General features: G+C 60.2%; 11 protein-coding genes and 1 pseudogene. 10 read left to right on the top strand and 2 right to left on the bottom strand.

Annotated elements, in window-relative coordinates; translation table 11 throughout:
• The first annotated feature begins 37 nt into the window (after positions 1–37).
• Together AC1DNW_RS05760 and AC1DNW_RS05765 are read left to right on the top strand one after the other, a co-directional pair.
• Entirely contained in the window at positions 38–1,204 is a 1,167-nt protein-coding gene (locus AC1DNW_RS05760) for an MFS transporter (protein WP_113311337.1), read from the top strand.
• A gap of 314 nt (positions 1,205–1,518) precedes the next feature.
• Positions 1,519–2,145 carry a LysE family translocator gene (locus AC1DNW_RS05765; protein WP_113311338.1) on the top strand — a complete coding sequence of 209 codons (627 nt, stop codon included), beginning with the start codon at positions 1,519–1,521 and terminating at the stop codon, positions 2,143–2,145.
• A gap of 130 nt (positions 2,146–2,275) precedes the next feature.
• Here the strand turns inward: AC1DNW_RS05765 and AC1DNW_RS05770 are convergent, their stop codons facing one another.
• Positions 2,276–2,926 carry a pyridoxamine 5'-phosphate oxidase family protein gene (locus AC1DNW_RS05770; RefSeq protein WP_113311398.1) on the bottom strand — a complete coding sequence of 217 codons (651 nt, stop codon included), beginning with the start codon at positions 2,924–2,926 and terminating at the stop codon, positions 2,276–2,278.
• Positions 2,927–3,202: 276 nt separating this feature from the next.
• Here AC1DNW_RS05770 and AC1DNW_RS05775 point away from each other — a divergent pair, with 276 nt between their 5' ends.
• The 6 genes and pseudogenes from AC1DNW_RS05775 (at position 3,203) to AC1DNW_RS05800 (ending at position 10,205) form a co-directional block, all read left to right on the top strand.
• Complete coding sequence (locus AC1DNW_RS05775; protein ID WP_113311339.1) at positions 3,203–3,754, top strand: carboxymuconolactone decarboxylase family protein; 552 nt, start codon at positions 3,203–3,205, stop codon at positions 3,752–3,754.
• A 57-nt stretch (positions 3,755–3,811) separates the two neighbouring features.
• Complete coding sequence (locus AC1DNW_RS05780; protein WP_113311399.1) at positions 3,812–4,648, top strand: helix-turn-helix transcriptional regulator; 837 nt, start codon at positions 3,812–3,814, stop codon at positions 4,646–4,648.
• Positions 4,649–4,820: 172 nt separating this feature from the next.
• A complete protein-coding gene (locus AC1DNW_RS05785; protein WP_113311340.1) occupies positions 4,821–5,711 on the top strand; it encodes an alpha/beta fold hydrolase in 891 nt (296 codons plus the stop codon).
• Between the two features lie 63 nt (positions 5,712–5,774).
• Positions 5,775–6,132, top strand: a pseudogene (locus AC1DNW_RS05790) (antibiotic biosynthesis monooxygenase).
• Between the two features lie 471 nt (positions 6,133–6,603).
• Positions 6,604–8,985, top strand: coding sequence for an autotransporter outer membrane beta-barrel domain-containing protein (locus AC1DNW_RS05795; RefSeq protein WP_162748614.1), 2,382 nt, complete (start codon positions 6,604–6,606; stop codon positions 8,983–8,985).
• A 545-nt stretch (positions 8,986–9,530) separates the two neighbouring features.
• Positions 9,531–10,205, top strand: coding sequence for a hypothetical protein (locus AC1DNW_RS05800; RefSeq protein ID WP_477852179.1), 675 nt, complete (start codon positions 9,531–9,533; stop codon positions 10,203–10,205).
• Between the two features lie 80 nt (positions 10,206–10,285).
• On the opposite strand, the gene pdxR is transcribed toward AC1DNW_RS05800, so the two are convergent.
• Entirely contained in the window at positions 10,286–11,785 is a 1,500-nt protein-coding gene (gene pdxR / locus AC1DNW_RS05805; protein WP_113311343.1) for a MocR-like pyridoxine biosynthesis transcription factor PdxR, read from the bottom strand.
• A gap of 134 nt (positions 11,786–11,919) precedes the next feature.
• Here pdxR and AC1DNW_RS05810 point away from each other — a divergent pair, with 134 nt between their 5' ends.
• Both AC1DNW_RS05810 and AC1DNW_RS05815 read left to right on the top strand, forming a co-directional pair.
• On the top strand, positions 11,920–12,540 hold the full coding sequence (locus tag AC1DNW_RS05810) for a C39 family peptidase (protein WP_113311344.1): 621 nt from the start codon (positions 11,920–11,922) through the stop codon (positions 12,538–12,540).
• 25 nt (positions 12,541–12,565) lie between these two features.
• On the top strand, positions 12,566–13,633 hold the full coding sequence (locus tag AC1DNW_RS05815; protein ID WP_113311345.1) for a D-alanine--D-alanine ligase family protein: 1,068 nt from the start codon (positions 12,566–12,568) through the stop codon (positions 13,631–13,633).
• The last annotated feature ends 24 nt before the right edge of the window (positions 13,634–13,657 follow it).

Here is a 13,657-nt window from a genome sequence, read left to right on the forward strand (position 1 = left end):
ATTGGTCGCAAGATCCGGCTCTGATACCAAGAGACCGATGACCACACGCTCGAAACCCTCAGTCCTGTTCATCCTGATCGCCGGCGGAACCGTTCTGGGCATTGCCGGCACCGATCTGGTGCTTCCGGCCATCCCGAGCCTGCCGGGGCAGCTCGGGGGAAGCATCGAGGCCGCACAGCTCGTGCTGGCGGCTTACGCGTTCGGCACGCTGGTCGGGCTGCTGACCTTCGGCGAACTCGGTGCGCGGCATGATCCACGCAAGCTGCTGATCTGGTCGCTTGCCCTGTTCGGGATTGCTTCGCTCTTAGCGGCTGAATCACCGTCGATCGAATGGCTGATTGCGCTGCGCTTTGCTCAAGGTGCCTTCGGCTCCGGCCCGGCTGTCTTTGCGCCGGGTTTTATCCATGGCCTCTATCCGCCCGACAAGGCGGCCGCCGCCATGGGGCGGCTCGGTTCCGTCGAGTCCCTGGCGCCGGCGCTCGCCCCCATCGCCGGAGCCTGGCTGCTGGAATTTGGCGGCTGGGAGATTTCCTTCGTCCTGCTGGCAGCGCTCTCTGCGCTGGTCGCCGCAGCCGTTTTCTGGCAGCGCGCCCATTTCCCGCGTCGACAGCAGATGGAAGACCACCACAGCTACTTCGCCATTCTGAAGAACCGCGAATTTCTGAGCTATGCGTCGAGCCAGGCTCTGAGCCTGGGCGCCCTCCTCGTTTTCGTCTTCGGCCTGCCGGCCGTCCTGACCGGCCCGCTCGACAGGGGGATCGAGGACTTCGTCATGCTGCAGGTCTGCGGCATCGCCATCTTCATTCTGGCCGCGAATTCGTCTGCATGGCTCGCGGCAAAATTCGGCACCCTGCGGACGATCCGCGCGGGCACGGCCATCATGCCCTGCGCCTTTCTGGCAATCCTGGCCTATGCACTCACAGGCGCCAGCAGCCTCTCGGCACTCGTCCCGCTTTGGGCGGTCGTGAATTTCGGCTTCGGCATTCGCGGGCCGATCGGCTTTCATCGGGCAATATCGGCTGCCCGCGGCGATCATTCGCGCGCCGCCGCAATCGTCATCGCAGCGATCCTCGGCATAGCGGCACTCGGAACGACGGCCGTCGCTCCCTACATCTCCGTCGGTCTCTCGCCGCTGGCGATCGCCGGTGCCGCGATCTCGGCCCTCGCGCTACTGTCGCTGGCGCCGCTGCGAGCCCTCGTTTGAAGCCCCACCGCCAGGCGGTAGTGACGCCGGACCTGAACCAGTGGACGGCGCCATATCGGTCGTTGCCGATCAGACAAGGGGTCATTACGGAACGACGTGATGGGCGGACACCTTACAGGCTAACTTTGACTCTGGCCGACACCATGTCGGCGTCACGACGCGGAGGCTCGGGCGACGCGGCGGCCAAGAGTGCGCCGTGTCGCTGGCTCATGCCCGGTGCGGAACTGTTTTAGATAACACTGTGTCCACACCGGTATCGGTAGTTTCGCCAGATCCCGCGTGGTATTGGGCGTTAGCCCCAGGAGTTCCCGATATTGCTCTCACTTGAGACCGTCATCACGTTTGCTGCCGCAGCAACTATCCTATGCTGGGTACCAGGTCCGGATAATTTGTTCGTGTTGATGCAATCGGCGATCTACGGCCGGGGTGTCGGGCTGTCCGTGACCGCAGGGCTGTGCATAGGCCTTGTCTTTCACACGGTCGCTGTGTCCTTGGGTGTCGCGGCAATTTTCCAGACGTCGCAATTTGCCTTCGATGCACTGAAGTTCATCGGTGCGGGTTATCTTGTATACCTGGCCTACAAGGCCTTCCGGGCAGTGCCGGACGAACTCGAGGCTGGAACCGCGAAAGTGAAGCCGATGTGGCAAATGATGGCGCGCGGCGTCGTCATGAATGTCACGAACCCGAAAGTCGCGATCTTCTTCCTTGCATTTCTGCCCCAGTTTACCTCTGCCGCCAACGGCAGCATCGTTTTTCAGATGCTCCAGCTTGGCGGCATCTTCATCATCTGCGCCTTCACGTCTTTCGCCGTCATCTCGCTGCTTGCCGGGTCGATAAGCACCTGGTTGAAGCGCTCTGACCGAAGCCAGGTCATTCTGAACCGCGTTGCCGGCCTCGTATTCGTCGGGCTGGCCGCAAAGCTCGCAACAGCGCATCGTTAAAGCAGCCGTTTCTCGATCGTTTGCGAGAAAGCGTACTCGGTCCTCGCGCTGTGAGATCAACTTCCGACATGACGCTCGATCGGCTCGGCCAGGTCGATCCAATGCGGGCGCGGGGCCAAGGGCTTCGCCGTCAGTAGAGCGACGTCCTGTAGGCGTCTTCGAGTGCGTCATCTATTTTGCGCATTTCGATATCATCGGCCGGAGCGCCAGTCGTCTGATCCAGGATTATCTTTGAAAGCGAGGGCATCTCGCTGCGATCCTGAAAGTGCTCCGGGTCCCATAGATGAGAGCGCCTGAATGCCTTGGCGCAATGCAGGAAGACCTCGCCCACCCTGACCAATATCGCGAGCTTGGGCAAACGATCGCCGACACCCATATCCCCAAGGATTTCAGGGTCGGTCACGAGCCTTGCTTCGCCATTCACGCGAAGCGTGTCGTCAAATCCCGGAATGATGAAGAGCAGTCCAACGCTGGGATTGGTGAGAATATTGGCCAGCGTATCGAGGCGATTGTTGCCCGGTCGGTCCGGGATCGCCAATGTGTGCGGATCAAGGATTTTCACGAAGCCGACCGGATCGCCGCGCGGGCTGACATCTGCTTTGCCATCCTGGTTCTGGGTGCCGATGCACAGGAATGGCGATCGCCTGATGAACTCCTGTGCGTGCCTGTCGAGTACGCCCAGACACTTCTGAGCGGCCAGAGCATGCGTCGGTTGAAACAGCTCCCGAAGAGCCTGTTCATCCCTCACGACAAATCTTGGATCGACACTGAACTCCGTCATTGCATTCGCCTCCCACAGCATCATGGCCGGACGATCGCGCCATGCTGATGTACGTACCTCAAATCTGTACTGTTCGTCAAGTCACGTTGACCCTGCGAGCGAAGTGCTTCGTCAATGCGAGGTCTCTGCCCTTCCGTCCGTCCGGTCTCTCGGTCCCCGCTTGCCCGCGGCTACTACCTCCCTGGTAATTGATGCAATACCGAGTTTTTCAGATGGTCCGGGTCAGGCGCGGTCACCACCCGCGATCCTCAGCCCGAATATCTGAAAGGTCATGCAATGCCCCATTTTCCGATCCATAGCCTCGAGACGGCGCCACAGGCGTCGCAATCCGCCCTGCGCGGCCTGAATGATGCTTTCGGCCTTGTCCCCAATATCGCAGGCGCCATGTCGACTTCGCCCGTGCTCATCAATTGCCTGGCAGCGCTTTTCCAGAACGTGCATGGCGGCAGCTTTAGCGAGCCGCAGATCCAGGTATTGCTGCTGACCAACGCCGTGACGAATGCCTGCGAGTGGGCTGTCGGCTTTCATTCGTTTCTGGCCATCCGGCAGGGCATTCCGGCTGTCGATGTCGAAGCGATCAGAAGCGGCGGGTTGCCGGGCGAACCGAAGGCGGCAGCGCTTTCAAAGCTCGCCCGCACACTGATCGAGAGCCGCGGACGACTGCCGGAAGCCGATGCCGACGCGTTTCTTCAGGCGGGCTTCGGCGAGGACGAGCTTCTGGAGGTGATCGCCGTTGTCGCCGCTTCGACGATCACCAATTATACCGGCAGCGTCACCCGCCCTGCCCTGGAGCCGCCGTTTGATGCCTACGCCTGGATAAAGCCCTGATATAGAATGGGCTCGGCCGCTCCGGCGGCCAGCCTCTCCCACGATCCAGCGGACCCCATGACCAGAGCCTTTCATGCCCCACGGCCTTCCCATCCGACGACATCAGGCGCGCTGTTGCGCCAATGGCGAGAAATCCGGGGCAAGCCGCAGCTGGAACTCGCGCTGGATACGGGCATCTCGCAAAAGCATGTGAGCTTCGTCGAAACCGGAAGATCGACACCGAGCCGGCAGATGATCATCGATATCGCCGACGCCCTGCAGATCCCCCTGCGCGAGCGCAATGCCATCTTTCTTGCCGCGGGATACGCGCCGGTCTACCGCGACGAACCGCTCGACGCCCCTTCCATGCAGAGCATCGATCGCGCGGTCGGGCGAATGTTGCGGCAGCATGAGCCATTTCCGGCGATCGTCATGGATCGGTATTGGAATGTGATCGGCACGAACAGATCGGCCCCCGCCTTCTTCAATCGCTTCATCGATCTTTCGCTGCGACCGAAGCCTCGCAATCTTCTGCATCTGATGTTCGATCCCGAGGGGTTGCAGCCCTTCCTGATGCACTGGGAGGAAACGGCGCGCAGTCTTCTTTCACGGGTCCGAAGGGAAGCGATCGGTCATGTTTCCGACGAAGGCACGCAGATGCTCATAACGGAGCTCATGGCCTATCCCGATGTCCCGCAGGACCTGCATTCCGGATCGGCCTCGGATGCCCTGCCCATGATCCCCCTCAGGTTTCGGACGGAACGCCATAGCCTCAGCCTCTTCTCGATGATCACAACGGTCGGAACGCCGCAGACGGTAGCCGCCGAGGAAATGCGCATCGAAACGATGTTTCCGGCCGACGAAGAGAGCGAAAGCATCTACCTGGACTTCATGAGCCGAAATGGCGCTGGCTGAGCCGACAGACGCCGCGGCTTCACGAGATTGATCCAACGGCAGCGATGGCGGGTTTTTAACGCCATCCGCCAGGATCGACCTTTGTCGCAGCCTCGAATTTGGGTAGTCTCAGTTCCGCAAGCGTAAGAGAAATCTTTGTTATTCTTGTCTGTTTCGAGACTAGGAGGCCAGAATGCGCACCGTCTCTGCCGGAACCTTGGATATTGCCTATATCGATACTGGTCCGCCGGACGGGACACCGGTTATTCTATTGCATGGTTTCCCGTACGATGTTCATGCCTATCATGAGACAACGGAAATCCTGACGGGCCACGGCCATCGTTGCATCGTACCATTTCTGCGCGGCTTCGGAGGGACAAGATTTCGGTCAGAGAGAACGCCGCGTTCGGGTGAACAAGCCGCGTTAGGTGCGGACCTGCTTTCACTCATGGACGCCCTTTCGATCGAAAAAGCCTTGCTCGGTGGCTATGATTGGGGAGGCAGAGCGGCGTGCATAGTGGCCGCACTTTGGCCGGCACGGGTATTAGGCTTAGTGAGTTGTGGGACTGGTTATAACATCCAGAACATCGCCGAAGCCGGAAAGCCAGTACCTCCCGAAGAGGAGGCTCGCTATTGGTATCAATATTACTTTCATTCAGAGCGTGGCCGCCGGGCTCTTGAACAGAATCGCGCTGATGTTTGCGGGTTCATCTGGAAAACTTGGTCGCCTACATGGTCGTTCAGCCAGGCAACCTTCGAGCAAACAGCCGCTTCCTTCGATAATCCCGATTTTGTGGACATTGTGATCCATTCATACCGCCATCGCTTCGGTGGTATCCCCGGTGATCCGGAAGTCGAAGCAATAGAAGGTCTCTTGGCCAGACAGCCGGACATTACGGTTCCGACGATTGTTCTCCAGGGTGCGGACGATGGCGTCGACCCACCCACCTCGATCGATCGCGATGAGCCGCATTTTAAAGCTAGCTACGAACGGCGCATCGTTCCTGGCGTCGGACACAACTTACCGCAAGAGGCACCGAAAGCGTTTGCGCAGGCCATCCTCGACTTATCCCGGAGTTCCTGAGTTGTTCAACGCAATCTGCCAAAAGCGACCGCGTGGCAACATCCGCCCGGCCAGCTTCAAGAACTGTATCCCACCAAAACGATCGTCGCCTTTGCGGGCGCTCCCGCTCCCACCACCTTCATCGTCAACATCATCATGCCCATCCCGGAAAGCAGCAAGAAGCCTTCGAGATCATCCAGGACGTAGTGCATTACGTCGCCGAACGGAAGGAAGGTTTCCTCTGGAGCAGCCTGGCGAAGAGCAGCGACGGCCTGACGGTCGTCAACATCGAGGCGATCCAGGAAGCCGGCAATGTCGGCGAGTTCTTTTCCGATACTGTTTCGCCGAAAAGTTCAAGCGGCTGGACACGGTCTCCAGCAGCGAATTCCATGCCTATACGGCCGCGGATCTCGTGCTCCCGAAGCGCGAAACGGCCGGGTGAGCATAATGACCGGGTAGAGCGGAATGCGCCCGGCCGACAGAAATCCGGCGGAGGAACCTTCCCTTTACCGGCGCTGACCACACTCGCCCCTCCGGTTTGCCACAACCTTTACGAGAGCGCTTCCGGCGCGCTGCAGAGCCGGCTTGCCCATGTCCCGACCGCGACTACCCGGAAGTTACCAAAGCCATAACATATTGATTTATAAAACTGTCGCATTTGAAGATCCTGTTGCCGCCCTGCAACAAGCTGTCGCTTTTGGAACAGCAAGCCTTGCATGTGATCCGCTGATCGCTTGCGGGATAGGCCGAAGCAGCGCAGAAAAACACATCCTTTAAGCGTGTGAACATATTCGAATCAATTCATCGAGGAGCAGACATGGGCGGCGGCGCTGCGGGCATAGTTGGAAAACGAAATCTTCTGGCTGGCGTTAGCATCGCGGCCTTGGCCATTGCCTGCTGTCTGCCGGCTCCCGTGTCAGCGGGGGAATACACCGCCACCACCAGAGGGGAGCTGGACGATCAGATCAGAGCCGCGAATGCCGATGGCGCCGCAAGTTCTATCATCAGGCTGACCGGCGACGTAGGCGTCGGAGTCGCACCAAGCCTCGCTGCGGCAACCAAGCCGATCACGATCGATACGCAGGGCTTTGTTCTCTCGGGCGCGGATGGTACCGGCGCAACCCCTGGCACCACGGTGACCCTGCTGGGGAGCGGCGGTGGAACCTATACATTGATGGGGACTTTCAAGGGCGGCAACGCGGCTGCGGGCGTCGGCGGTCAAGGCTTGCGACTAACGTTTGGGGCAACGGCAACCAACAACGGCGTGATCCAGGGAGGAAACAGCCTGGGCAGCACCGGCGGGTCCGGTCTCGAGCTCGGAGGACCCGGCGCCGCGCCGACTTTGGTCAACAACGGAACGATCCGCGGCGGAAGCGGAACTGTCGGTGGCTCAGGGATTCTCTACCGCGCGGGCACCCTTACCAACACGGGAACAATCGAGGGCGGAACGGGCGCGGCCGCCGTCGTCGGCAACTCGGCCAGCACAAATCTCTCCATCATCAATAGCGGCACAATCCGGGCTGGCGCGGGCCAGGCAAATGCTATCACGCGCTCAGCTGCGGCGACGACGGGCACAGTCACGCTTGAGCTCCGGGCCGGGTCAGTGATCGAAGGTAACGTCGTTGCTGGTGTCACGCCCACCACTGATACGCTGCGCCTCGGCGGCTCGGGCACGGACAGCTTTAACGTCTCCGCGATCGGTGCGGCCGCCCAATACCAGAACTTCGACATCTTCGAGAAAACCGGCACCGGCACCTGGCTGCTGACGGGCGTCGCCACCACCGCGACGGACTGGACGATCTATGACGGCACGCTGCTGATCGGCGACCACAGCGCCGCTTCGAGCGTCATCGGCGATATCACCAACTTCGGCACGCTGGGCGGCAGCGGCACCATCTTCGGCGACGTGACGAACTCGGGCACGGTCTCCCCCGGCAATTCGATCGGAACGCTGACGATATCGGGCAACTATATCGGCAATGGCGGCACGCTCGCGATCGAAAGCGTGCTCGGCGGCGATGCCTCGCCGACCGACCGCCTCGTCGTCACCGGCAACACCTCGGGCACGACCAGTGTCAAGGTGACCAATCTCGGTGGCGGTGGGGCGCAAACCGTCGAGGGCATCAAGATCGTCGATGTCGGCGGCACCTCGGCCGGCAGTTTTTCGCTGCTCGGCGACTATGTTTTTCGGGGAGATCAGGCCGTCGTCGGCGGTGCATACGCCTATCGGCTCTATCAGAACGGTGTCGCGACCCCTGGAGACGGCGACTGGTATCTTCGCTCGACACGCATTGATCCCTCCGGCGAAGTGATCGGCCCCATCTATCAGCCCGGGGTTCCGCTTTACGAAGCCTATCCGCAACTCCTGCTCGCTCTCAACGGGCTTTCCACGCTGCAGCAGCGCATCGGCGACCGCTACCGGTCGGAAGATGGCAAAGCATCATCGGCCAAAGGTCCTGACAATGTCTGGCTGCGCGCCGAAGGAATGCATGCGAGCCTCGAGCCTGACAGCAGCACGACCATCGACAGCTATGATTACGATCTGTTCAAGCTGGAGGGCGGCCTGGACGGCGAACTCTATCAGGACCAAAGCGGCCGGCTGATCGGCGGCCTGACAGTCCATTACGGCACCATCTCCGGCGATATCGACTCCCTCTACGGCAATGGCGATATCGACACGACAGGATTCGGGCTTGGCGCGGCACTGACCTGGTATGGCGACAACGGCTTCTATGTCGACGCGCAGAGCCAGGCCACCTGGTATGACACCGACCTCAAATCCGATCTCGTCGACGGCGCCATGGAGAGCGGCAACAACGGCTTCGGCTACGCGCTGAGTCTGGAGACCGGACGGCGCTTTGCAGCCTCCGGGCCATGGTCGATCACGCCGCAGGCCCAGCTCATCTATTCCTCCGTCGACTTCGACACGTTCAATGATCGCTTCGGCGCGCGGGTATCGCTCGATGACGGCGACAGCCTGGTCGGCCGGCTCGGCGTGGCGCTGGACCGTGAGGAGACGTTGCAGCGGGCCGACGGCCAGACGGCACTGGCGAAGGTCTATGGCATCGCCAACCTCTACGGCGAGTTCCTGGACGGGACCGCCGTCGATATCTCCGGTACCGGTTTCGAGACCAGGAACGACCCCGTCTGGGCCGGCCTGACGCTGGGCGGCTCCTACACCTGGAACGACGAACGCTACTCGCTCTACGGCGAAGTCTCCGCAAAATCCTCGCTGAAGGATTTTGGCGACAGCCATGCCCTCAGCGGCACCGCGGGCCTGCGGGTGAAGTGGTAAAGGGGAAGCGTAGAACGCCGAATGGTAACGACGGCTCAGGCCGACAGGGCGTCTACCGCCTCTTCCACAAGGCGCCGAGTGCGGTCATCGCAGGCGAGATAAATTGGTCCACAAGCACATCGGAATCCTGCGAAGAGACAGGTGAAAGCCTATCAGGAAAATATACTTGGCGCCCGCCCGGCAACGGCGATATTATCCTCTCCATCGCCTCGCTTCTCTTGCGGCGTCATGCCGAGGTGCAGACTGCGTAGGGTGGACCATGCCTATTGGACGACTGCGTATAAAGCGATCAATAATAGGAATGCTTCGCCAACGGCGGAATGCCCTTCTTGCGCTGAAGTCTAAAGACTCGCTGATCTTGCATTCACTTTTATCCGTTGGAGTAGGTCTTCTGGCGTGCATCGCCGTCACCAAAGGTGCCCACAGATATTTTCAAAAATTAAATTACATTGTTTCTTCAATTGAATCTATTTCAGAAAATATTTCCAATAAATATATTTACTATTATGAATCACTATTTGATGCTGGAGTAAATTCTAATATAATTGCGATTGAAGTTTTTTTATGTTGCCTTGGCGTTTTTAGTATTTATATCAACGAAATTATTAAATCTATTAATTGCAGCAATAATATCGATAATAATTATATTTCCAATTTCAGTTGCAGGAGTATTATTGACTGGAAGAAAAAGTATTGTGGTAATTTCTCCCGTCGGAATTTCGATTGCCGCCTTTATTGCAAGCACACCCTGGATCGCCCCTGATCTATTCTGGTCTGTTTTGGGAAGCATCAAAAAGTTGCTGCAAAATCCCATTGTGATTGCGTGTGCCGTTGCGCTCGGAGTTTGGCGTACCGTTTCAGCCGCACGTTCTCATAGGTACGATCCTGATCCAGTTACGGAAGGCGCCAAGGAAGCGTGGAAATTCGCCACGGGAAGTGCAGAGGAAGAAATCGTCAATATGCTGAAGAAAAATTGCTCGGACGCGATAAATTTTCCACCGAGTTTTCGCCATTGGGCAAAATTATGGGTGGCGCTTGGAGTGATAACAGCGATCGACTATTTTTTTACACCGGCCAGAAATGACTTTGAAATAATCAAGCACGTGGCTCTATTCGTAGTAATCCTATTGGTAGAGTTCTTAATTGCGCTTGAGGCATTATCATTTATTGTTCATACGCGACGAAACAGAATTAAAAAGCAAAAGGAAAACATAAGCTAGCTGGTGCGCATCGCGGCCGAAAGAGAACTCACAGTTGGCCTCCACCTTGCTCCATACGCGATCCTTGACGCCCCCGCACCTTAATCCTCCACAAAAGCCCCGCCCCTGAAAACCTCAGCAAGTACCCGCGTCCCCATATCCGCCTCCTCCTCGGAAAGGCCGGAAAAACCGAGCAGCAACCGCGACCGATCCGTGGAGACCACATTCATCCGCGACAGCGGCATCACCACCACGCCCCTCTTCAGCGCCGCAGCCGAGACGGCGGTATCATCGTCCCATCCGCCCGTGCTCCTGACCGTCAGATTGATCCCCTGATCCGGCAGCAGCACCGCCACATGCTCCGCCAGCCGCTCCCCCAGAAACCCGGCCAGCATATCGCGCGACGCCCGCAGCCGCTCCCTCAGTCGCCGCAGATGCGCCGGGAAATAGCCCTCCTCCAGGAAATCGGCGATCACCCGCTGCTGGAAGCTTGGCGGGCAGCGGTCGACGGCGGGGCGCACGGCGCGGAAGGCGGGCACGAGGTCGGCAGGGATGACGAGATAGCCGATGCGCAGGCTCGGCAGCAGCGCCTTGCTGAAAGTGCCGGTGTAGAGAACGCGCCCCGTCTTATCGAGGCCGTGCAGCGAGGCGATCGGATGGCCCTGGTAGCGGAATTCGCTGTCGTAATCGTCCTCGATGATCCAGCAATCGTTCTCCTCAGCATAAGAGAGAAGCCCGAGACGGCGCGAGAGCGAGAGAACGGAACCGACCGGATACTGGTTGGAGGGTGTCACATAGAAGGCGGCGGGCGGCGGAATGGTACCGTCCAACAGCCGTGCCATGTCGATGCCATCAGCGTCGACCGGCAGGCCGACGATATCGATGCCGTTCAGCGCCAGGCATTGCCGGGCGGGAGGATAACACGGGTCCTCGACGATGGCCGTATCGCCCGGCGTCATCAGCACGCGGAAGGCAAGGTCGAGCGCCTGCTGTGTTCCCGCGGTGATGAAGATCTGCTCCGGGCTGCAGCGCACCCCGCGCGAGACGGCGAGATGCGCGCTGATGGCCGCCCTGAGCTCCCTTTCGCCCTGGATATCGCCATAGCCTTCAAAGGCATAGTTCATGTGTCTGACGGCAATGCGGTTCAGAAGCCGCGCCGTGCGTTCGTCATGGGCGATGCGGCCGGTGACGAATGGCAGCGCCTTCTGCGGCTCCAGGCTCGGCCCGCGCGTGAGGATCGCGGTCGCAGCGGCCGACACGCCGCGGCGGATCGCCTGCGCGCTGCCTGCGCCCAAGGGATCGATGCGCGCCGCACCCTCGGGAATGGACGAGGCGATATAGGTGCCCGAGCCATGGCGGGCGACGGCAAAACCCTCTGACATCAGGATCTCATAGGCCTCGGCAATGACGCCGCGCGAGATCGCCCATTCCGCCGAGGCAAGCCGTGTCGAGGGAAGCCGCTGCCCGCCGGTCAACCGCCGCTCGGTTATGGCGTTGCGCAGCGAGAGATAAAGCTGGCGCGGCAATGGCGCTGATGACGACGGATCGATCGTAGGCCGGAAGGAAGCCGATGGCCCTTCGCGTCTTCTCGTCAGCGTCATCAAACTTCCCCAATGGTTTATTCAAGTGGCTCACGCGCAATGAGCAAAGTGGATCTTCATATTAACACGAACATGCATTTAGATTGAGCCACTTTCAAGCAGGATTCGTAATCGCAGTGCCTGACGGAGACGACATGAACCCAGTGAAAACAGACGTGCCCTATTTCAGCCAGTGGGAAACGCCCGAGATGACCCTGCCCGTGCTGACGGATGGGGCGACAGCGCTTCACCGTGATCCGCTCTGGAAGAATTCCGGCGCCGAGACGATTGAGGAATATGCGCGCTGGGCGGTGAATGTCTGTGGCATGGCCTGTCTGAAGATGATCCTGGCCGCCCGCGGCGAGGCGCATCCGATCCTGTCTCTGGCGCGCGCCTGCACCAGCTACGGCGGCTATGTGATCAACGAGGCGGACGCCTCGATCAAGGGGCTGATCTATGCGCCCTTCGTGACCTTCGTGCGCGAGCGCTTCGGGCTTTCAGCCGATGTGAGGACACAGGTGCCGGCGGAAAGCATTCCCGAAATCCTCTCGGGACATCGCTTCTTCATCGCCTCCGTCAGCAGCACGATCCGCTGGCCGGAGCGCGAGCCGCCGGGCAAGGGTGGCCATCTGGTGCTGGTGACGGCGGCTGATGAAGCCAGCGTCCGCTTCCACAATCCCTCCGGCCATGACCGCGCCAGCCAGGCCGATGTCATCCTGCCGCTTCCTACCTTCGACCGCTTCTTCGCCAACAGAGGCATCGCGGTCGCCTTCTGAAATTGTTTTTCGCCAGGAGATTTTGATGAGCCCTTCCCCACCCAGGCTACGCATCGCCGTGCTTTTCGGCGGACGTTCCAGCGAGCACGACATCTCCATCATGTCGGCGACCAACGTGATGCGCGCACTCGACCCGGAACGATATGACGCCCTGCCGGTCTTCGTCACCCGCGATGGACGCTGGCTGCAAAGCCGCGTCAGCAATGGCGAACTCGACGGGCCCGAAGTCGGCACCGAACTCTGCCTCGTGCCCGGCGGGCGCGGACGCCTGCTGGCGATCGCACCGGATGGAAAAGCCGCCGAAGCCGGCAGGATCGATATCGTCTTCCCGGTGCTGCATGGGTTGCATGGGGAGGATGGCGCGGTCCAGGGGCTCTGCCAGGTGGCGCGCGTGCCGCTTGCCGGCTGCGGCATCCTGGGCTCGGCAACGGCGCTCGACAAGGATATCGCCAAGCAGCTCCTGAAGGCCGCCGGCCTGCCGGTCGCCCGCTCGGTGACGCTCGATGAGGCGGCGCCACCTGCACTGGAAACGCTGGAAGGCGCGCTCGGCCTGCCGCTCTTCATCAAGCCGGCCCGCCAGGGCTCCTCGGTCGGTGTGCGCAAGGTCTCCGGCAGCCAGGAATTCGGCCCCGCCCTCAGTGAAGCTTTCAGCCACGACCACAAGCTCATCGCCGAGGAATTCATCGCCGGGCGCGAGATCGAATGCAGCGTGCTGGAGGATGTAAACGGCGGCCTCTTCGTCTCCCGCCCCGGCGAGATCGCGCCGGCCGAAAGCCACGGCTTCTACAGCTACAACGCCAAATATATCGACGAGAATGGCGCAGCCCTCAAAGTCCCGGCAGAACTGCCCGCCGATGTCGAAGCCAGGATCCGCGACATGGCCGCCCGCGCCTTCCGCGCGCTCGGCTGTGACGGCATGGCCCGCGTCGATTTCTTCCTGATGGAAGACATGCGCTTCGTCGTCAACGAGGTGAACACCATTCCGGGTTTTACCGATATCAGCATGTATTCCAAGGCAATGGCGGCGAGTGGGGTCGCCTATGCGGAGGTGATCGACCGGCTGGTGGAGCATGGGCTGGCGCGCGGGGCGTGAGAGAACGTCGAGAATCTGGAAAGC

This window comes from Rhizobium sp. 05L429, from assembly GCF_056397645.1.